The sequence below is a fragment of the Arthrobacter sp. AIWTK1 genome (genome assembly GCF_056680535.1).
In genome coordinates this window covers 4,228,881-4,248,189 of the sequence record NZ_CM155287.1, presented here as the reverse complement: position 1 = coordinate 4,248,189, position 19,309 = coordinate 4,228,881, and the positions used below count along the sequence as shown (strand labels likewise).

Genomic DNA, 19,309 nt, shown 5'->3' with positions numbered 1-19,309 from the left:
GTAAGCAGTTAATTAGTTATACTTGTATAAGTATTACTAATTGGAAGGTGTGAAGGAATGGCATTGGATACGGCGACTGCGCATGTGCGGCAGGAGAAAAAGCCGCAGAAGGCGTGGTGGGCACTGATCTTCCTCGCCCTGGCGCAACTCATGGTGGTCCTGGACGGCACGATTGTGAATCTCGCCCTCCCCCGGCTGCAGACCGAAATGGGGATCAGCGACTCGACCCGGTCATGGGTGGTGACGGCTTACGCGCTGGCGTTTGGTGCTTTCCTGCTCCTGGGCGGCCGGGTTGCTGACTTCTGGGGGCGGAAGCGGACCTTCATCGTTGCCGCCGCAGGGTTCGCCGTGGCTTCGTTCATCGGCGGCATCGCGCAGGAGTCGTGGGAGCTGATCGGCGCGCGCGCCCTCCAGGGTGTGTTCGCAGCACTTCTGGCACCTGCGGCGCTGGCGCTGCTGACCGTTGCGTTCCCCGGCGGCAAGGACCGCGGAACGGCCTTCGCGATCTTTGGTTCCATCAGCGGAGTCGGTGCAGCCATCGGCGTCCTTTTGGGCGGCTACCTGACGGACTACGCGTCCTGGCGGTGGTGCTTCTTTGTCAACATCCCCATCGCGATCATTGCCTTCACCGGCGTCTGGCTCACGGTGCGCGAAAGCAAGGCCGAAGGGTCCACCAAATACGACTGGCCCGGCGTCGTCCTCGCTGCGCTCGGCCTGGGCTCACTTGTCTATGGCTTCACCAACGCCGAACACGGCTGGGGTGCCCCGGAAGCCTGGGGCTTCATCCTCGCCGGCGCGGTGCTGCTGGTGCTGTTCGTGCTGGTGGAGAAGAAGGTCAGACACCCCTTGCTGCCCCTCCGCGTCGCAACAGAGCGCAACCGCGCGGCAGCGTTCCTCGCCTCGTTCCTCTCCGGCGCCGTCCTCATTGGCGGCATCCTGTTCATCAACTTCTACATCCAGATCGTGCTCGGCTTCGCGCCGTTCCCTGCAGGCATTGCCTCCCTGCCCATGACTGTGGTGCTGATCGTCACTGCAGCTGTGGTGGCGAAGAACCTGCCGAAACTGGGCGCCAAGATTCCCACCGCCGTCGGGCCGGTGTTTATGGCGGCAGCCATGCTGTGGCTGACCCGGGTCACCGCCGAGGGCAGTTACGCCGTGAACATGCTGCCCGCGCTGATCCTGATGGGCCTGGGCCTGGGCATGGTGTTCGTTCCCATGCAGAACCTTGCCCTCTTCGGCGTGGACAAGGACGATGCCGGCGTTGCCAGTGCCCTGGTGAACGCCTCCCAGCAGATCGGCGGCTCGCTGGGCATCGCCCTTTTCAGCACCATCGCTGCGGCGGCCACGGCCGCCGTCGGAAGTGCATCCATGGCGGCGCTGACCACCGGCTATGCGGCGGTCTTCCTGGGGGCGGCGGCCGTGTCAATCCTGATCATCCCGATTGCGCTCCTGCTGATCACCATCGACCGGAAAACGTTCACCGGCGCCGACCCCGACGGCGCACCCGTCCATTTGGGTTAAGGGGCCGGGTGATTCTCTGCAGGGGTGAGGGGCGGCCGGAGCATGTCCGGCCGCCCCTGGGCGTTCCTTAGTTGTTGCAGAGCTGCCCGAAAGTGGCGCCGGCCTTCTGGTACCCGGCCTGCAGCTGGGCCACCTTTTCAGAGTCGGGGTTCTCCTTGGCGTTCTCGTCCGCGTAGTCCAGAATTGCCTGCACGGCGGGCTTCATCTCGTCCGAGGCGCCTCCCGCCAGGGGGCGGAGCTTGTTGCCCAGGATGACCATGCCGGTCTTGCCGGCGTTGGCGCTGGGATCCGTCACAACGATCTTGAGCCGGTCGCAGGTTTCAGCGGTGGTCAGTTTTGCCGGCGCGGAGCAAGCGGAAGCGGAGATGATGAGCCCGGCGGCGAGCAGGGCCGTGGTGAGTTTCTTCATGGTTCCCTTGATAGATGACTGTCGGTCGATTGTACGCAGATCCCGCTGGGCTTCCGGTGTGCGTACCCGGCCTGTGACGCCGCCGGGACTGCTAGTGCGTCAGGTCCTTGCCCTTGGTCTCCGGGATGGTGAACACAAACGCGATGCCCACCAGCAGGAGGATCACGGCGTAGACATTGAACAGGTTGGCTTGCCCGACAGTGCCCAGCCAGGTCTGCAGGTAAGGGGCGGTGCCGCCAAAGACGGCGACGCAGATGGAGTAGGGGACGCCGACGCCCACCGTGCGGATCTTGGTGGGGAAGAGCTCGGCGTAGACAGCCGGAACGATGGCGGCGCTGGCTGCGATGAAGAACAGCATCACGGACATCGTGACGGCCAGCTGCCAGGGGGAGTCCTTCAGCAGCCAGGTCATAGGGAAGTGCAACAGCGCTGCTCCGGCTGAGCCCATGATCAGGACCGGCTTGCGGCCGATGCGGTCGGACAGTTTGCCCCAGAACGGCAAGGCGGCGATGAAGACGATGTTGGCGATGACGCCGGCCCAGAGTGCTTCGCCGCGGTCCATCTTCAGCGTCGTTGCAGCGTAGCTCGGCGCCACGACGCCCCAGATGTAGTAGCTCACGGTGAGGCCCACCGTCAGGCCGATCACCTGCAGGGCCTGCTTGCGGTGCCGCCAGATCTGCGGCCACATCGGGTCGTGTTTCTCTGTGGGAGTTTCGGCTTCGAAGGCGGCGGTCTCCTTCATTCGTGCCCGCATCACGAGGGCGTAGACCCCGAGGGCGCCGCCGATCAGGAACGGGATGCGCCAGCCCCAGGAGTTCATGTCGCCCTGGCTGAGGACGTTGGACAGGATGGCTCCGAGCAAGGTCCCGGCCAGGATTCCCGCGGTGCCCGAGGTGTAGATGAGCGTTGCCCAGAAACCGCGCTTTTCCTTCGGGGCCATTTCGGACAGGTACGTCTGCGACGACGGCAGCTCCCCGCCGTGGGCCAGGCCCTGGATCAGGCGGGCCACCAGCAGCATCACGGATGCGAAGGCTCCCACGGCTTCGAAAGTCGGGGCAACGCCGATCAGCAGGCTGCCGAGGGCGGCAAGGCCGACGGCGAATGTCATGGACGTCTTGCGGCCGATCCGGTCACCGATCCAGCCGAAAACGAAACCGCCGAACGGGCGGGCCACGAAGCCGACGGCGAAGATCGCCAGGGTGGCGAGGAAGGCCGACGTCGGGTCCGCTTTGCTGAACAGCGCGCTCGCGATGAATGGTGAGAAGGTGGCGTAAATGGCCCAGTCGTACCATTCAACGGCGTTGCCGATGCCCGTCCCGATGAGGGTCCGCAGGTGCGATTTGTGAACCTGGACCTCGGCTGGCATGCCTACGGTGGAAGTCATGTGATGCTCCAAAAGTGGTGGGAAGGTCAGTTGCCGGCAGCCGCAAGGGCCGCGATGCGGGAAACAGCGAGCTCCGCGTAGAGCGCTGCGCCGTCGGAGAGGACGCCGTCGTCGAAAGTGGCGTAGGGGGAATGGTTGAAAGGGGTGGACCTATGGTCCGCCCCCGGGGCAACGGCGCTGAGCCCGATGAAGGTTCCGGGCACCTCCGCCATCACCCGGGAGAAGTCCTCCGAGCCGCTGAGCGGGGTGGCCCAGCGGGTGAGGCGCGAATCTCCAAAAAGCTCCTGGATGGTCTTTTCGGCGGTGTTCGTCTCGTCCTCGTCCGTAACACTGAGCGGATATTCGGAGCGGTAGTCGACATCCACCTCCAGGCCGTGGGCGGCGGCGATGCCTTTGAGCAGCACCGGAATGGCCGTCATCATCCGTTCCCGGGATGCATCCGAGAAGGTGCGGACGGTGGCTTCGAAGCGCGCGGATTCGGGAATGACGTTGCGCTTGGTGCCGGCCTGCAGGAGGCCCACGGTAAGGACCACCGGATCAAACATGTTGAACTGGCGGGTGATCATCACCTGCAGTGCGGTCACCATCTCAGCCACGGCCGTGACGGGGTCCTTCGCGGAGTGGGGTGCGGAGCCGTGGCCGCCGGCACCCAGGACGGTGACGAAAAGTCCGTCCGAGGCACTCAGGATCACGCCGGGCTTGGTGCAGAACTGTGCGTGCGGTTCCAGGGCGGAGAACACGTGCATGGCGTAGGCGGCGTCCACGCGGCGGCCCGCAGCGTCCAGGACGCCTTCGCGGATCATGTGGGAGGCGCCGTCGAAGCCTTCTTCGCCGGGCTGGAACATCAGGACAACGTCGCCGGCCAGCTGATCCCGGCGGTCGGCCAGGAGGCGGGCGGCACCGGCCAGCATGGACGTGTGGAGGTCATGGCCGCAGGCATGCATGGCGCCGTCGATGCGTGACGTGAAGTCCACGCCGGTACGTTCCTGGACGGGCAGGCCGTCCATATCTGCACGGAGCAGGACCGCGGGCTTCTCGGCCGACGCGTGCGGCGCGCCGCCGCGCAGGACTGCAGTGACCGACGTCGTGCTCTCACCGAGGGTGATTTCGAACGGCAGGCCCTCCAAGGCCTTGAGGACTTTTTCCTGGGTCCGGGGGAGGTCCAGCCCGATCTCCGGTTCCCGATGCAGCTCGTGGCGGAACCGGGCGATGTCGCCCTGCAGTTCCCTGGCATCGGAGGTGATCGACATGTATTTTCCTCTTTCCCGAACGATTGGTAAGTGACCTGCTCCATTCTGGAGTGAGCTGGTTCACATCCCCGCAAATAGCTCGAAAAAATCAAAAGTACAATTGATTCGACAGGATTCGTGCAGTGGAGAGCGCAGTGGAGAGAGGATGGCGTTGAGGTGGAGGTCAGTGAGGACGATCTTGAACTGATCAACGCCCTGCAGATCGCGCCACGCGCCAGCTGGTCCGATGCTGCCGGCATCCTGGGGGTGCACGCCACCACGCTGGCGGCGCGATGGGACCGGCTGCGGGCTGCCGGTGCAGCCTGGACAACGGCCCACCTGATCGGCGATCCCAAGCAGATGTGCCTGGCCCTGGTGGACGTGGACTGCGAAATGCGTCAGCGCGCTGACGTCACCGCGGCGCTCGCAGCCATCCCGGAGGTGGTCACCGTGGAGGAAGCTGCCAGCAACCGCGACCTGATGCTGACCGTCATCACACCCACGCTGGGCCGCTTCAGCGACTCCGTGGTGCCGCAGTTCAAGGAGATCCCGGGCCTGCTTAAATATCGGACCTCCCTGTGCACGCGGCTCCACGTGGGAGGTTACGCCTGGCGGCTCAACGTCCTGAGCAAGGCACAGCAGAACGCCCTCAGCGCGCTCGCCGGACCTGAGGCGGCCGGTTCCGTGCCCGCCGCCGGCCCCGGCGCCCCGCTGCCGCAGAGCCACCTGGACCTGATTCCGTTCCTCGCGCAGGACGGGAGGGCCACGGCGGCGGAGATCGCCCGCAGCCTGGGCCGCAGTCCGGCCACGGTCCAGCGGCAGCTGAACCGGGTGCTGGCCAGCCAGTTGCTATCCTTCCGCTGCGAGATAGCGCAGCAGTACTCCGGCTACCCGGTGACGTGCCAGTGGTTCGCCAACGTGCCGCCCGGCCGGCACGAGGCCGCCGCGGCCGAGCTGCGCGGCCTTCGCAACGTCCGGCTCGCTGCTTCCACCACCGGGCGGACCAACTTTGTGATCATCATGTGGCTGCACTCCCTGGCCGAGGTGATGAATGCAGAGCTGGCCCTCCAGCAGCGGATCCCAGAGATCGAACTGGCGGAAAGCGTTGTGGTCCTGAGCGCCGCCAAGCGGGTGGGCTGGATGCTCAACCCCGATTCAACCGCCACCGGAGCGGTTGTGCCGTCCGCCGGCCTGGGGCCGGAGGCCTAGAGGCACGGTGAGCCGTCCGCGGGAGGGCCCGGTTCAGCCTTCGTCGCAGAGCAGGTGGTACCAGTTGTCCGCCAGTACCTCCAGCGCGTGTTCGCGGTTTGGTTCAAACTTGCGCCGTGTCCAGAGCGTGGCCACGTAGTCGAGGGATGTGAAGGCGAGGGTTCCGCGGATGTGGTGTGTTTCCTCCGAGAAGCGGCCGGCCAGCTGCATTCCGCGGACCAGGTCGGAAATGACCTCCTCATGCCATCCCTCGACCATGGCCCGCACCTCGCGGTCGACGGCGGCGGCCTCGTCGAGCACGTCGAGGTAGGGGCGGAAGACCGGCCAGAGCGCCGCCCGCGACTCCAGCCAGGCCAGGATGCCCGCTAGCTTGCCGGCGCGCACCACGTCAACGAGGTCCGGAGCAGTGGAGCCGCTCTCCGGGCCGTCCGCACGGTCCAGTACCTCGTTGACCCGTGCCATGAAGTCCCTCATCAGATCGCTGCGTGAGGGGTAGTAGGCATAGAAGGTCACACGGGTGGTACCGGCCGCTGCGGCGATCTCGTCGATGGTGGTCGCGGCGTAACCCTTCTCGGTGAAGAGCTCAAGCGCGCGTTCCACAATCATGTCGCGGGTGAGTTTCTTGTGGGCTTCTCGCAACGACGACATGGATCAATCCTAACGGTGGTGTGCGGGGTCAGGCCCGGGCCGGCTCCGCCCGGGCGGGCGCCGCCGGCCGCAGCGCGGCCGGGCCCGCGTCGGCCAGCCGGCGCAGTTTGGGGACCGGGATCCGGTAGTTGACCGCTGCGGCGGTTCCGGAACCGTCCACGTTGCCCCAGCGCAGGAGCAGCGAATCGTTCCCGGTGCCCGGTTCGCAGAAGTCGGGTTCACCTGCCACGGGCATAAAACCGACCGCTTTGAGTGACAACCCGAAGCCCTCCGTCCAGAAATAGGGCTGGAAGTTGAATTCGGGTGCGGCGTCGCCCTGCAGCAGGCCGACGGCCGCCACCTTGGCCTGGTCGATGGCGCTCGTCCACAAGGGAACCCGCTGCACGCCGCGGAGGGTGGGGAAGAACGCGACGTCGCCGGCGGCCACGATCTCCCGCCGGACCCGGCCGCGCGAATCGACGCGCAGGGCTCCGTCGGTGAGGAGGTTTGAGCCGGCAAGCCACTCAATGTTCGGCTCGTCCCCGACGGCGGTGACCACCAGATCCGCGTGAAGTTCCGTGCCGTCTGCGAGGACAACCCGTGTCCCCGTACCGTGATCCACAAGGCGGGCCTGCCCGCCGCCAACCACCCGCAGTCCGCGCCGGACGGCGGCGGAGGTGAAGATGTCCGCGAGGTGGCCGCCGAGCTGGCGTGACAGTGGCTTGACGTCGGAGACGAGGGTGACTTCGCAGCCCATGTGCAGGCAGCCGGACGCAACTTCCATGCCCAGCGGGCCGCCGCCGATCACGATGACCGAGGGCCGTGCTGCGACGCGTTCCTTGAGCAGGACCGCATCCTCGATGGTGCGCAGGGTCAGCTCCCGGGGGAAGCCGTCCCGTTGCGGTCCTCCTGCACCTGGTCCGCCTGCTCCCTGGCCGACTCCTCCCTGCCCGGAGGCGAGGCGCCTCGCCCGGGAGCCGGAGGCGATGACGAGGCCGTCATACGGCAGCTCCCCGCCCCCGTCCAGGCGGACCAGCCGGGCGTCGGGGTCCAGGCCCGTGGCACTGACGCCGAGCAGCTCCGTGGCGTCATGGGTCGGCTCGGGTAGCTGGTGCGCCTGGAGGGCATCGTCGCCATGCAGCAGGGCCTTGGACAGGGCGGGGCGGCTGTAGGGATGGTGGGGCTCGGCGCCGACGACCGTGAGTTCGCCGTCGAAGCCCGCCGAGCGCAACGAGTCGCAGGCCGTGAGCCCGGCGATGCCGTTGCCAACCACCACTATCCTGCGCATCGTCATGCCGCGGCCAATCGCAGCGCGGCGACCGGGCAGACCCTGACCGCCGCCTTCGCGGCGTCCAGGTCAGCCCCGTCCACCTCCGGCACATCGATGACCAGTTCGCCGTCGTCATCCAGATGCATCAGCGTGGGTGCGGCTTCTTCGCACAGGCCGTGTCCTTCGCAGCGGGGACGGTCCAGTTCGATCCTCATGCTGCCACCACTTTTTCGACCTGGAGCAACTCGAAGCTCCGCGTAATGTTGCTGGGCTCCCGGACCTCATCCGAGATCGTCAGTGATTTCACCCTGCGGGCAAGCGCCTCGATGATGGCATGCGCTTCCAGCTTCGCCAGGCCCTGGCCGGCGCAGCCGTGGGGTCCGTAGCCGAAGGACAGGTGGTCCACCGGGTTGCGCTTCACGTCAAAGACGTCCGGATTCTCGTAGTGCCGCGGGTCCCGGTTGCCGGCACCGAAGAGGATGCCCACCTGGGCGCCTGCAGGAATGGTGACTCCGTCGATTTCCACGTCGCGGGTTGCCTTGCGGCCCCAGATGTGGACCGGCGCCCAGTAGCGCAGCACTTCGGCGAAAGCTGCGGGGACGAGGTCCGGGTTCTCCCGGACCAGCTCGAACTGCTCGGGGTGGTGGCCGAACAGCGCAATGATGTTCCCGATCGAGGCGATGGTCGTGTCGACGCCCGCCCCCAGGTACTGGTGGATGATGTGTCCCGCAGAGCCCTGGGGGATGTCGCCGCGTGTCTCGGCGTCGAAGATTCCGCGGCCGATTGAGCCGGGTGCCAGGTCTTCGGCTGTGACCGATGAGCACCAGCCGTAGAGCTCGCCGGCGATCGGGAAGCTCTCCTGCGTGCGCTGGTTCAGCGGCCCGATGACCTGCATCGCGGCCTGGCCCCAGCGGAGCATGTTGTCCTTGACGTGCCCCTGGAAGCCAATGAGGTCTGCAACGATTTCGATCGGGAAGGCCCGGGCCAGGGAATCGATGGCCTCGAAGCTGCCGCTGGCGGCGAGCTCTGCAACGAGCTTGTCCGCCTTTTCGTCGATGATCACCTTCAGGCCGCGGAGTGCGCGCGGGGTGAGGTTCTGTGACAGCGTGGCGCGTAGTTGCGTGTGGATGGGCGGGTCGGAGGCGAGCGAGGTGCCCTGCAGTGCCTCGTTCACCATGGGGTTGAAGCCGATGCTGGTGGACGAGAAGGTTTCCGGATCACCGAGGGCGCCGCGGATGACGTCGTAACGGGTCAGTACATACAGGTCGTTCTTGGGCAGGTGCACCACGGCGGCCTGCTCGCGGAGTGCGGCATAGGTGGGGTACGGGTCGACAAGAATATCGTCATCCCAGATGTCGATGTCCGATTCGAGGGGTGCAGTCACGGTGTTCTCCTTGTGGATGGTAAGTGATTGGTCGACGCCGGAGGCCGTCAGTCTTAGACGGCGGCTTCGGCGTTTGCTTCGGTGCTCTCCGCGATGGCATCAGGGGTGGGCGCCGAGGAACGTGCGGAGATGAAGAGGGTGAGGGCAGCCGAGAGGCTCGCCGCGACGCCGGCAGCGAGGTAGACAGTCTGGAAGCCCTGTCCGAGGGAGGTCCCTGCCACACCCTGGATCTGCGGCTGCGCGGAGGTGAGGGCATTGACCATCCCGTCCACGGCCTGGGCGGGTGCGCCGCCGGCCGTTGCCTGGCCGGTGAACTGCGCGATCACGCCGTCCCAGCCTGAGAGGTAGCCCAGCGGCGGCACGTTGGACAGTCCGGCCACGGCGTCGGCGGGCAGCCCTGCCCCGCCGAGGATCGAGGCGAGGGGTCCGGCGAAGGCCGTGGCGCCGACGCCGAATGCGATGGCTGAGCCGATCACGGGCCCCAGGGCGAAGCCCAGGTCGCGCAGGAGGTTGGTCGTTGCCGAAGCCATGCCGATCTGCTGCGGCGGGACGGTGTTGATGGCGACGGCGGTGATGGAGCCGACGGTGAGCGCGAACCCGATGCCCAGCAGCAGCAGCGGCGGAATGAAAGCGGTCCAGGGAGTTCCGCCGAAGGCCTCCGGCGTGCCCAGGGCGAAGGTCGAGAGCCAGAATCCGGAGGCGGCCATGAAGGCAAAGCCGGCGGTCAGCACCCAGCGCGGGGCCACGTGGTGGATCAGCCAGCCAACCACCGGGATGAAGACGAAGGCCGGGCCCTGGATGAAGATGAACAGCACACCGACCTTCCACGCTTCGGCGAGGGCGAGCCCGCCGACGGCGACACTTGTGCTGAAGGCGATTGCGAGGAAGGCGAACATGCCGGTGACGGCAACAACGCCTGTGATCGAGTAGGCGCTGTTCTTGAACAGCGCCAGGTGGATCAGGGGCTGCTGGGTGCGTGTTTCGATGATCACGAAGGCGATCAGGAGGACGCCGCCCACGATGTAGCTTGCGATGACCTCGGCACTGCCGAAACCGGCGTCGACCGCCGTCACTGTGGCAAAGAGAACGGCGATCAGGCCAAGCGCGAGAGTGAACTGGCCGGGCAGGTCCAGCTTGCGGCCCTCGGCGGCAGCGGAGTCCTTCGCGCGGACCGCGACGATAATGACGCCGACGGCGATCGCGGCAGCGATGTAGTAAGCCACCCGCCAGCCACTAAAGGTGTTGGGCGCACCCGCCGCGGGACCGGCCACGGTGAAAGCCTGGGAGGTCAGGCCTGCCAGCACGGGGGAGATCACCGCACCAAGCGACAGGAACCCGGCCCAGGTGGCGATCACCTTTGCCCGGGCGCGGTGATCGGGGGTGATCGCCGCGATCATGGACAGCGAAATGGGGAAGAGGATGCCCGCCCCGATGCCGCCGACCGCCTGCGCCGCGATCATCATTTCGGTGGTTGTCGCCAGCGCCGCCAGGACGGAGCCGACGACGCTGACCAGAGCGCCTGCGTACAGCAGCTTCTTGCGGCCGAACAGGTCGCCCAGAAGCCCCCAGCTGAGCTCAAAAACCACGATGCCCATCATGAACATGCCTGCGATCCAGGTCAGGCCTGCGCCCGATGTGTGGAATTCCACCGCAAAGGTGCCGTTGAGCGCGCCGGGCAGTGCGTTGGTGATTTGGGCCAGCGTCACCGCGCTGTAGGCGGCGACGAAGGTGGCCCGTACCGAGCCGCGGCTCGCTATCGAGGTGGTCTGACTCATCGATGAAACTCCCTTGTTTCGGATTAGATGTGGCGCTCCCCACAGTCTGGGCTAAAGTTTTACATAGTGTCAAGAGCATTTACGCACCGTCCTCTTCATGAACGCGTCGAAGCTAAAAACCCATACGCTCCGATTATTTCCTTGACATGATGTAAAGAAACATGTGATGCTGGCTACACCGCAAGGGAGCGACGGCACGTTCGAACTCCCGCGGAGCCCCTGCATTCAGCACCCGATCCCCAAGGGAGAAGCCAAGTGAGTCACACCACACCCGTCGATACCGGTGACGCGTTCCATGCCACGGCCGGGAAAACCGTCAATACGGTCCTGGGCCCCGTACCTGCTTCTGAACTGGGCGTAGTCGCGGTCCATGAGGCCCTGTTGTCGGTGCTCCCGGGAGCCCAGTACGCACCCGATATCTCCATGGACCGGGCGGAGATCTTCGAAGCCCTGGCCGCGAAGCTCAAAGAGTTCCGCGAGAACGGCGGGCAGACGATCGTGGACAGCACCGGCATGTTCCACGGCCGCGACCTCAAGCTCTACGAGGCCCTGTCCCGCTCCACCGGAGTCCACATCGTCGCCTCCACGGGCCTTGGCCCGGAAGAAGAGCTCGGCGGGTACTTCCTGACGCCGCAGACCAACCCGCCCACCCCCTGGCCGGCAGAGAAGTTCAGCGATCTCTTCGGCAAGGAGGTCACGGAGGGGATGGTGGTTCCCCGGGTGGAGCGCCGTGCCGCCGCCGGGATCGTTGCCACCATCGCCGACCGCGACGGAATGACCCCCACCGAGGAAAGCCTCTTCCGCGGCTCCGCCCGCGCGGCCAAGGACACCGGCGTCCCGGTCTCCGTCCGCTTCGGCGCCGACGCCCTGCACGATCTGGACATCGTCCTGGACGAGCAGATCGGTGCCGACCGGGTGCTCGTCGGCGACCTGGACCGCAGGGACGCTGCCGGCGCCGCCCTCCAGGTGGCTGGCCGCGGAGCCTTCGTGGGCATCGACCATGTTGGCCTGAACGACGACGCGGACTACCTCACCGACCACGAACGCGCCGAACTGGTGTTCGGGCTCGTCGAGGCAGGCCATGCCGACAAGATCATCCTCTCGGGCAACTCGATCGGCGTGGCAAAGGGCCTGCCGGAGTACAACCTGCCCTACAGCCACGTCCTGACTACGTTCGTGCCCTTCCTGAAGGCCCGCGGCCTGAGCGAAGAAGACGCCCGGGGCATCCTCGTGGACAACCCGCGCAACCTGCTGACCGTGCGCTAAGCACACGTCAGCCCACCCACAAACAAGCTTTCGAACCCTGAGGTGAACGAATGACCAAGGTCAACACCGTGCTGGGAACCATCCCGGCCGAAGAACTGGAAATCGTGGCGGTCCACGAACACATCGGCTACGGCATGCCCGGGTCCGAACTTGACACCAAATGGTGGAAGTCGCCGGAGCAGGCCTACGAGGAAACCGTGCCGAAGCTGCGGAAATTCCGCGAGTACGGCGGCGGTACCTTCGTGGACGCCACGGGCATCTGCAACGGGCGCGACGTCGACTACTACAAGTCCCTGTCCAGGAAGACGGGCGTGCACATCGTGGCCTGCACCGGCTTCGTCGGCGGCGACACCGCCCTGCCCCACTTCTCCCGCGCCACCGTGGACTACCTCACGAAGGTGTTCATCCACGAGATCACCGTCGGCATCGGCAACACGGGTGCCAAGGCCGGCGTCATCAAGGTCGGCGTCAGCCGCGGCGGACGCATGACCGACCTGGACAAGCGCATCTACCGGGCCGCTGCCCGCGCCGCCGTCGTCACGGGCGCACCAATCCTGACCCACCTGGCCATCGACCCCGAACCGGCCGTGACCATTTTCAACGAAGAAGGCCTCTCGCTGGACCGTGTGCTCTTCGGCCACGCCGACGACGGCCTCAACGCTCCGATCACCCCGCACGATTGGATCTACGAGCAGGGCGGCCGGATCGGCTTCGACACTTTCGGCTACGACCTCGAACTGCCGGATCCGCCGTTCTGGGGCCGCAAGCGCGCCGAACGCATGGAGCACTTCGTCAAGCTCGTCAACAAGGGCTATGCGGACAAGCTCCTGGTCTCTGCCGATGCAAATTGCAGCCCGCTGGGCTGGCCGGGCGTGAAGGGCCACACCATCAACTACATCTTCGAGGACATGATCCCCGACATGCGGGCGGCCGGCATAGACGATGCCACCCTCAAACTCCTCCTCGAGGACAACCCGGCCGACTTCCTGTCGCTTAGCGCCTGACCTCGGACAACCCCCAAAACTTACACAGTCAAGAAAGAGATGAAACCATGAAGGCTTCGGACATCAAGAACCTCAAGATCGCCATCGTCGGCGCAGGCTACGGCGGCGCTGCCGCGGCCAAGGCCCTGAGCCTGCTGGGTGCAGACGTCACGGTCTACGAACAGGCACCCCAGATGGGCGAGGTCGGCGCCGGCATCGGCCTGCGTCCCGCCACCATGGCCCGCTTCCGCCAGTGGGGGATCTTCGACGCGGTGGCCAAGGTGAGCTCGGCGAGCGACTACTTCGAGATCCTCACGGCCACCGGCGATCCGATCACGAAGGACACCTGGCCGGAGTTCGGCGACGAGAAGCAGACGTACCTCATCCACCGCCGCGACTTCATCGAGGCCCTCCTGGGCGTGCTCCCCGAGGGCATGGTCCAGCTAGGCCACAAGCTCGACAGGATTGAGGACAAGGGCGGACGCTCCGTCCTGACCTTCGCCAACGGGGAGACGGTTGAGGCCGACCTGGTGGTCGGTGCCGACGGCATCAAGTCCGCGGTGCGTGAGCAGCTGTTCAGCGCCAAGGGCCCGGTGTTCTCCGGCGAGCACGCCTACCGCGTGGTGATCTCCGCCGACGACGCCCACGGGATGGTGACGGACGACAACCTGCGGATGTACATGGGCAGGGGCACGAAGGTCTACCTGCTACCGCTGCGCCACCGGAACCAGATGTCCTTCGACATCACCGCCCTGAACCCGGATGGCACCTGGGCGCCCACGATCACGAAGGAAGAACTCCTGAAGACGGTGGAAGGCTTCGACGAGCGGATCGTGGCGATTGCCCGCGGCCTGGACATGGACAGCGTGAACATCCGCGCGGTCTACGACATCGACCCCGTGGACACCTGGCACACCGACTCCGTAGTCCTGATGGGCGATGCGGCCCACTCCATGCTGCACCACCAGGGCCAGGGCGCGAACTCCGCCATCGAGGACGCCGGAGCCCTGGCCGACGCGCTGGCCCAGGCCGATTCTGTCAAGGAGGCGCTGGCTCTGTTCCAGGCAACCCGCAAGCCGGTGACGGATGAGCTGCAGCGCATTTCCCGCCAAGGCTGGTCCGAGGAAGAAGTCAACGACGTCTTCCCGGGCCAGAAGCCCGCATCCCAGAAGCCTGCCAGCGTAAGCGCACCGGCGCCGGCGAAGGCCTGACACCATGACCATCCATCCCGAAATCGCCAAAATCCTGGCCACCCTGCCGGCACCCGACGGTTCCCCCCTGAATCCCGAAGCCATGCGCGCCGGCGAGGCGGCCCAGGTGCCCCCTCTCGACCAGCGGCTGCCGCTGCACGCCGTCGAGGATGCCACTGCTGTGACTCTATCGGGCGAGGTGCCGGTGCGCATCTACACGCCCGCCGAGGCGGACTCCTACGATCTGCTGGTCTACTTCCACGGCGGTGCGTTCTTCCTGGGCAGCCTGGACACCCACGACCACGTGGCACGGTCGCTGGCCAAGGAAACCGGCCACAAGGTCATCTCGGTGGGCTACCGCCTGGCCCCCGATGCCGTCTTCCCGGCAGGCCTCGACGACTGCTACGGCGTGGTCCGCTGGGCCGCCGAACAGGGGAGCAGCCTGGGCTGGGACGGGAAGAACCTCGCTATCGCCGGTGACAGCTCGGGCGGCAACTTTGTCGCCGCCGTCGCCGCGAAAGCCCACGACGACGGGTTCAACCGGATCACCCACCAGGTGCTGTTCTACCCGTCGCTGGACCTGGACTTCGACGTCGACCGTTATCCCTCGCTGCGGGAGAACGCTGAGGGGTACGGGCTGGAGACAGCAGGCTTGAAGCCGTTCAACTCCTTCTATCTCGAGAACGGGGCGGACCCGGCGGACCCCCTCGTCTCGCCCATCAAGCGCGGGGACCTCGCCGGACTGCCCGCAGCCCTGGTGATCACGGCCGAGCACGACCCCCTGCGGGATGAAGGCGAACTCTACGGCCGGCGCCTCAACGAGGCCGGCGTGGACGCAACGGTCAGCCGCTACGAGGGGGCCAACCACGGTTTTGTCCAGAACTTCGCCTGGATCCCGGAGTTCTACCGGGCGTTCGAGGAGACGGGTGAATTCCTGAACGCGAGGGCCGGGCAATGACGGCGCCGGTTGCTGTCCATCCCATCGTCTCCCCGTGGGGGCGGTTCGGCCTTTACAGCTTCTTCATCGACGCCCCGGAGCCCGCCATCGTGGACACCGGGATCGCGTCCTCGCCCGCAGAGGGCATGGTGCCGGCACTGGAGGCGATCGGCCGCCGGATCGAGGACGTCCGGTGGATCTTCCTGACCCACGGACACATCGACCACATCGGCGGCGCGTACGCCCTGTGGGAGCTCACCGGACGGCGTGCGCAGGTGGTGATCCACGAGGCCGACGCGCCGATGCTCCGCTCGCGCCGGGCCCACGTGGACGAATACCTTTCCGGACGTGCGCAGTACCTGCACGACCCCGAGGGTGAGGCGAAGCTGACGGCGGCCACGAACGCCGTCATCTCGGGCGAGATGGAGCCGACCATGATCGTCAGGGGCGGTGAGACCATCTCCCTCGGGGGTGACGTCACCGTCTCGGTCCACTCGATTCCGGGGCACACCCGCGGGTCCGTCGCCTATGTCATTGACGGCCAAAACGACGTGTTCGTCGGCGACGCCGTCCAGGTCCACGGTGCGGCCAACGGCTTCCCGGGATTTGTGGACCCGGCCGGCTACCGCTCCAGCCTGCAGTACCTCAGCGATGAGATCCGTCCGCGGCACCTCTACCTGGGGCACCCGTACCGCCGCGCGGACGGCACGCCCTACGGCGTGGAGCTCGACGCCGGGCAGGCCCGGGAAGCGCTCCAAGGGAGCCTGGAAGTCGAGGCCCGCGTTAAGGATGCTGCCTGCGGCTGCCTGGCTGCCGGACTGCAGGACACGGACTCGCCGTACTCGCCTTTCGCCCGCGTTGCCGAGGCGCTTAATTACGACGCCGACCCCACCCTGGAGCCGTCCCCGTTCTTCACGACGCTCCACGGCTACCGCACGACGTTGGACCACTTGACCGAAGATGAGGAGATAAGAACTCATGGATGACTTCCAGTTACTCAATGCCGGTGGGGAAAAGATTGCCGTTCGCAAGGACCTCCGGGTCCCGATGCGCGACGGCGTCGAGCTCGCCGCCGACGCCTACCAGGGCACCGATGACAAGCCGCGCCCGGCGCTGGTTGCCCTGAGCCCTTACGGCAAGGAACTGCAGGCGCTGGCACTCACCACCCCGCCGCAGCGGCGGCCCAGCCCGATGTGGGACGGCTGCATCGAGGCCGGCGACATTGCGCGCATCGTCAAGGAGGACTACGTCCACGTCATCGGTGACCTGCGCGGCTCCGGCCACTCCGGCGGTGAGCACATCGGCAACTACAACGCCGGCGGCGTCTCGCTGGGCGAGGACGTATATGACTTCATCGAGTGGGTCGCCGAGCAGCCGTGGTGCGACGGCAGCGTCGGCATGGTGGGCATCTCCTACTTCGGCTCCATGCAGGTGCTGGCCGCAGCCGAGCGCCCGCCGCACCTGAAGGCGATCTTCGTCTCGGGCGGCCACTACGACTTCTACGAGACCACCTACCACGGCGGCGTCATGTGGTTCATGCCCCGTGCCGCCCGCGAAGGCCGCGGCGGCGACTCCGGCTGGGCGTTCACGGATAACGTGAAGTCCCGCATGATCGAGAAGTACCCGCCCGGCGAGCTGAAGAAGCTCGTTGAGAAGCGGCTGCAGGACCCTGACGTGGCCGCCTGGCCGAACCTGGTCCACGTCCTGAACTACCCGAAGAACCATGAAGCCTGGTTCGACATCGTCATGAACGAGCTGGACGGGGAGTGGTACGAGGAGCGCAACCCGATCACGCTGGCACCGAACATCGACATTCCGGTGTGGCTGCAGCTCGACCAGGGCCGAGGCTGGACCCTGGACGGCACCATCGAGCTGTTCAACGAGCTCAAGGGCCCCAAGAAACTGGACATCGGCCCGTACCCGCCGATGCAGTCGCGCCCCTTCATCGAGGAGCACGACAAGATGTTCCGGTGGTACGACTACTGGATCAAGGGCATCGACAACGGCGTCATGGACGAACCCGCCGTGAGCGTTTTCGTGGAGGGCTCCCGCGAGGTGGTCACCGCGGACCAGTGGCCGCCAAAGGACGTGGAGTACACGTCCCTCTACCTGCGCCCGCGCCACGCGCTGTCCACCGAGCCGGAGCCGATGGGTGTGGAATATGCCGCCCCGGACGGCTTCTACCAGGCGCCGCTGACCGTGACCGACAAAGTGGAGATCGTCAGCTGGTCAACTCCGCCCTTCGAGGAGGCAACGGAGATGATCGGCGCCGGTGCCGCCCACATCTTCGCGGAGATTGACCAGCCGGACACCAACTTCATCCTGCGGCTCTGGGACTACGCGCCCAACGGCAAGCGCCAGCTCATCACCAGCGGCTACCTCAAGGCTTCGCACCGAGAACTGGACGACCGCACCACCGAGGGCAACCCGTACCACCCGCACACCCGTTCCGTGCCGGTGGAGCCGGGGACGGTCGAGGAATACGTGCTGCGCCTCTATCCGTTCGCGAACACGTTCATGCCGGGCCACAAGCTGACGGTGGAGCTGTCCAACGCCGAGCCGTTGGCCGATGAGCACAATGCGCTGCTGCCGCCGGACGCCTTCCACCTGCCGGTGGGCCGGCCCGTCACGCACAAGATCTATCGCGACGCCGCCCACCACTCCCGGCTGGTCCTGCCGTTCACCGCAAAGAGCACAACACCGGAAAGCCAATTGCCATGACGACGGTCAACATCAGGGAATTCATCGGCGGAGCGCGGTTCAACCGCTTCCACGCCGGAATGTTGTTCTGGGCCTGCTTCATCATCACCTTCGACATGTACGACCTGGTGGTCTACGGATCGGTGCTGCCCGTCCTGATGAAACAGTGGTCCCTGGGGCCCGTCGAGGCGGGAGCCATTGGCAGCTACGGCCCCGTCGGGATGATGGTCGGCGCCATCCTGTTCGGGATCCTGGCGGACCGGTTCGGCCGGAAGAAGGTCCTCACGGCCAGCATCATTATCTTCAGCGCCGCAACCGCGCTGAGCGGATTCGCCCCGGGACCGGTCGAATTCTCGGTCCTGCGCATCCTGGGCGGCCTCGGAATTGGCGGCATCCTGCCCAGTGTCATCGCCATGCTGACCGACTACGCGCCGAAGAACCGCGCCAACACCCTGGTAGCGATCGTGATGTGCTTCTTCTCGGTGGGCGGCATCCTGGCGGCCTTCGTTGCGATGCTCCTGCTTCCGGCATTCGGCTGGCAGAGCGTGTACTGGGTTGCCGTACTTCCTCTGCTCTGCCTGCCGTTCATGATGAAGTATTTCCTCGACTCCCCCGCGGTACTGCTGGAAAAGAAGCAGTTCGCGGCCCTGAGCTCCGCCCTGTCCAAGGTCAACCCCGCGGCGGCGCCGGGACCGTCCACGGAGTTCACCGGAGTCCAGGAGAAGGAACCGGGCAGCCCAGTGGGTGCGCTGTTCAAGAACCGCCGCGCGCTCGGGACGCTCATGATCTGGGTTGCCTTCTTCATGTGCCTGCTCATGGTCAACGGCCTGACCATCTGGCTCCCCAAGCTGATGGTCGAGGCAGGGTATGCCCTGGGTTCCAGCCTGACGTTCATGATCGTCCTGAACGTGGGGGCCATCGTCGGCACCCTGCTGCTCGGAAAGCTCGCGGACACCTGGGGTGTGAAGCGGGTGCTCGTCCCCATGTTCGTGATCTCCGCCGTCTCGCTGACCCTTCTCGGGTTCGCCGACAACATGGTGGTCCTGCTGCTGCTGGTGGCCCTCACCGGCGCCTGCACGATGGGAGCACAGAACATCTCGTATTCCTTCGTGTCCCAGTACTACCCGTCCTTCATGCGCTCGACGGCGATCGGGCTGGCATCTGGCGTCGGCCGGATGGGGGCCATCGTCGGGCCGACGTTTGGAGGCATTCTCCTGACCCTCAAACTTCCGGTGGAGATGAACTTCCTGTTCTTCGCGATCCCGGGCATCATCGCCGCCCTGGCCTTCCTGTTCGTTCCACTTGCCGCGAGGTCAAGTGGCCGGCCGGCTGTGCAAAAGGATCAGGACGACAGCAACGCGGAACCTGTCTCCGGGGACACTGTGGCAGCAGCCCCCTAAAGACGGGGCGACAAAAGATAACGCA

The 19,309-nt window shown here is 66.1% G+C and carries 17 protein-coding genes; 9 read left to right on the top strand and 8 right to left on the bottom strand.

What is annotated here, in order from left to right; genetic code table 11:
* Window positions 1-57: 57 nt before the first annotated feature.
* Complete coding sequence (locus AC1MDG_RS19460; protein WP_479806150.1) at window positions 58-1,521, top strand: MFS transporter; 1,464 nt, start codon at window positions 58-60, stop codon at window positions 1,519-1,521.
* 67 nt (window positions 1,522-1,588) lie between these two features.
* Here AC1MDG_RS19460 and AC1MDG_RS19455 read toward each other — a convergent pair whose 3' ends face one another.
* The 3 genes from AC1MDG_RS19455 to AC1MDG_RS19445 form a co-directional block, all read right to left on the bottom strand.
* Window positions 1,589-1,930: a hypothetical protein gene (locus tag AC1MDG_RS19455; RefSeq protein WP_479806148.1), complete on the bottom strand. Its 342-nt coding sequence runs from the start codon at window positions 1,928-1,930 to the stop codon at window positions 1,589-1,591.
* Window positions 1,931-2,021: 91 nt separating this feature from the next.
* Entirely contained in the window at window positions 2,022-3,314 is a 1,293-nt protein-coding gene (locus AC1MDG_RS19450; protein ID WP_479806146.1) for an MFS transporter, read from the bottom strand.
* A gap of 26 nt (window positions 3,315-3,340) precedes the next feature.
* The gene (locus AC1MDG_RS19445) at window positions 3,341-4,564 is read right to left on the bottom strand and encodes a M20 metallopeptidase family protein (protein WP_479806144.1); all 1,224 of its coding nucleotides are present in this window, start codon (window positions 4,562-4,564) and stop codon (window positions 3,341-3,343) included.
* A 156-nt stretch (window positions 4,565-4,720) separates the two neighbouring features.
* On the opposite strand from AC1MDG_RS19445, the gene AC1MDG_RS19440 reads away from it, so the two are divergent.
* Window positions 4,721-5,752: an Lrp/AsnC family transcriptional regulator gene (locus AC1MDG_RS19440; protein WP_479806142.1), complete on the top strand. Its 1,032-nt coding sequence runs from the start codon at window positions 4,721-4,723 to the stop codon at window positions 5,750-5,752.
* A 33-nt stretch (window positions 5,753-5,785) separates the two neighbouring features.
* On the opposite strand, the gene AC1MDG_RS19435 is transcribed toward AC1MDG_RS19440, so the two are convergent.
* The 5 genes from AC1MDG_RS19435 to AC1MDG_RS19415 are packed head-to-tail and all read right to left on the bottom strand — an operon-like array spanning window position 5,786 to window position 10,808.
* Entirely contained in the window at window positions 5,786-6,400 is a 615-nt protein-coding gene (locus tag AC1MDG_RS19435; protein ID WP_043484680.1) for a TetR/AcrR family transcriptional regulator, read from the bottom strand.
* Window positions 6,401-6,428: 28 nt separating this feature from the next.
* On the bottom strand, window positions 6,429-7,673 hold the full coding sequence (locus tag AC1MDG_RS19430) for an NAD(P)/FAD-dependent oxidoreductase (RefSeq protein ID WP_479806139.1): 1,245 nt from the start codon (window positions 7,671-7,673) through the stop codon (window positions 6,429-6,431).
* Window positions 7,670-7,864, bottom strand: a complete 195-nt coding sequence (locus tag AC1MDG_RS19425; RefSeq protein ID WP_043484674.1) for a ferredoxin — start codon at window positions 7,862-7,864, stop codon at window positions 7,670-7,672. Before AC1MDG_RS19425 ends, AC1MDG_RS19430 begins: the two co-directional genes overlap by 4 nt.
* Window positions 7,861-9,033: a cytochrome P450 gene (locus tag AC1MDG_RS19420; RefSeq protein WP_479806137.1), complete on the bottom strand. Its 1,173-nt coding sequence runs from the start codon at window positions 9,031-9,033 to the stop codon at window positions 7,861-7,863. The genes AC1MDG_RS19425 and AC1MDG_RS19420 overlap by 4 nt, the downstream gene beginning before the upstream one ends.
* Window positions 9,034-9,086: 53 nt before the next feature.
* Window positions 9,087-10,808: an MFS transporter gene (locus tag AC1MDG_RS19415; protein WP_479806135.1), complete on the bottom strand. Its 1,722-nt coding sequence runs from the start codon at window positions 10,806-10,808 to the stop codon at window positions 9,087-9,089.
* 255 nt (window positions 10,809-11,063) lie between these two features.
* Between AC1MDG_RS19415 and AC1MDG_RS19410 the strand changes: the two genes are divergently transcribed.
* The 7 genes from AC1MDG_RS19410 to AC1MDG_RS19380 are packed head-to-tail and all read left to right on the top strand — an operon-like array spanning window position 11,064 to window position 19,284.
* Window positions 11,064-12,074 carry a phosphotriesterase family protein gene (locus AC1MDG_RS19410; RefSeq protein ID WP_479806133.1) on the top strand — a complete coding sequence of 337 codons (1,011 nt, stop codon included), beginning with the start codon at window positions 11,064-11,066 and terminating at the stop codon, window positions 12,072-12,074.
* A 50-nt stretch (window positions 12,075-12,124) separates the two neighbouring features.
* Window positions 12,125-13,078 carry a phosphotriesterase family protein gene (locus tag AC1MDG_RS19405; protein WP_043484666.1) on the top strand — a complete coding sequence of 318 codons (954 nt, stop codon included), beginning with the start codon at window positions 12,125-12,127 and terminating at the stop codon, window positions 13,076-13,078.
* A 47-nt stretch (window positions 13,079-13,125) separates the two neighbouring features.
* Window positions 13,126-14,268 (top strand): FAD-dependent oxidoreductase, encoded by a 1,143-nt coding sequence (locus AC1MDG_RS19400; protein WP_479806132.1) that lies wholly within the window; start codon window positions 13,126-13,128, stop codon window positions 14,266-14,268.
* A gap of 4 nt (window positions 14,269-14,272) precedes the next feature.
* Window positions 14,273-15,205 carry an alpha/beta hydrolase gene (locus AC1MDG_RS19395; RefSeq protein WP_479806131.1) on the top strand — a complete coding sequence of 311 codons (933 nt, stop codon included), beginning with the start codon at window positions 14,273-14,275 and terminating at the stop codon, window positions 15,203-15,205.
* On the top strand, window positions 15,202-16,170 hold the full coding sequence (locus AC1MDG_RS19390; RefSeq protein ID WP_479806130.1) for an MBL fold metallo-hydrolase: 969 nt from the start codon (window positions 15,202-15,204) through the stop codon (window positions 16,168-16,170). The genes AC1MDG_RS19395 and AC1MDG_RS19390 overlap by 4 nt, the downstream gene beginning before the upstream one ends.
* Entirely contained in the window at window positions 16,163-17,905 is a 1,743-nt protein-coding gene (locus AC1MDG_RS19385) for a CocE/NonD family hydrolase (RefSeq protein ID WP_479806129.1), read from the top strand. The genes AC1MDG_RS19390 and AC1MDG_RS19385 overlap by 8 nt, the downstream gene beginning before the upstream one ends.
* Window positions 17,902-19,284 (top strand): MFS transporter, encoded by a 1,383-nt coding sequence (locus tag AC1MDG_RS19380; RefSeq protein ID WP_479806128.1) that lies wholly within the window; start codon window positions 17,902-17,904, stop codon window positions 19,282-19,284. Before AC1MDG_RS19385 ends, AC1MDG_RS19380 begins: the two co-directional genes overlap by 4 nt.
* The last annotated feature ends 25 nt before the right edge of the window (window positions 19,285-19,309 follow it).

What these genes read in the sequence shown, in the direction of transcription:
- AC1MDG_RS19390 (WP_479806130.1), top strand. Translation starts at nt 15,202, where the DNA reads ATGACGGCGCCGGTTGCTGTCCATCCCATCGTCTCCCCGTGGGGGCGG.
- AC1MDG_RS19450 (WP_479806146.1), bottom strand. Translation starts at nt 3,314, where the DNA reads ATGACTTCCACCGTAGGCATGCCAGCCGAGGTCCAGGTTCACAAATCG.
- AC1MDG_RS19385 (WP_479806129.1), top strand. Translation starts at nt 16,163, where the DNA reads ATGGATGACTTCCAGTTACTCAATGCCGGTGGGGAAAAGATTGCCGTT.
- AC1MDG_RS19445 (WP_479806144.1), bottom strand. Translation starts at nt 4,564, where the DNA reads ATGTCGATCACCTCCGATGCCAGGGAACTGCAGGGCGACATCGCCCGG.
- AC1MDG_RS19460 (WP_479806150.1), top strand. Translation starts at nt 58, where the DNA reads ATGGCATTGGATACGGCGACTGCGCATGTGCGGCAGGAGAAAAAGCCG.
- AC1MDG_RS19405 (WP_043484666.1), top strand. Translation starts at nt 12,125, where the DNA reads ATGACCAAGGTCAACACCGTGCTGGGAACCATCCCGGCCGAAGAACTG.
- AC1MDG_RS19425 (WP_043484674.1), bottom strand. Translation starts at nt 7,864, where the DNA reads ATGAGGATCGAACTGGACCGTCCCCGCTGCGAAGGACACGGCCTGTGC.
- AC1MDG_RS19430 (WP_479806139.1), bottom strand. Translation starts at nt 7,673, where the DNA reads ATGACGATGCGCAGGATAGTGGTGGTTGGCAACGGCATCGCCGGGCTC.
- AC1MDG_RS19395 (WP_479806131.1), top strand. Translation starts at nt 14,273, where the DNA reads ATGACCATCCATCCCGAAATCGCCAAAATCCTGGCCACCCTGCCGGCA.
- AC1MDG_RS19400 (WP_479806132.1), top strand. Translation starts at nt 13,126, where the DNA reads ATGAAGGCTTCGGACATCAAGAACCTCAAGATCGCCATCGTCGGCGCA.
- AC1MDG_RS19455 (WP_479806148.1), bottom strand. Translation starts at nt 1,930, where the DNA reads ATGAAGAAACTCACCACGGCCCTGCTCGCCGCCGGGCTCATCATCTCC.
- AC1MDG_RS19380 (WP_479806128.1), top strand. Translation starts at nt 17,902, where the DNA reads ATGACGACGGTCAACATCAGGGAATTCATCGGCGGAGCGCGGTTCAAC.
- AC1MDG_RS19435 (WP_043484680.1), bottom strand. Translation starts at nt 6,400, where the DNA reads ATGTCGTCGTTGCGAGAAGCCCACAAGAAACTCACCCGCGACATGATT.
- AC1MDG_RS19415 (WP_479806135.1), bottom strand. Translation starts at nt 10,808, where the DNA reads ATGAGTCAGACCACCTCGATAGCGAGCCGCGGCTCGGTACGGGCCACC.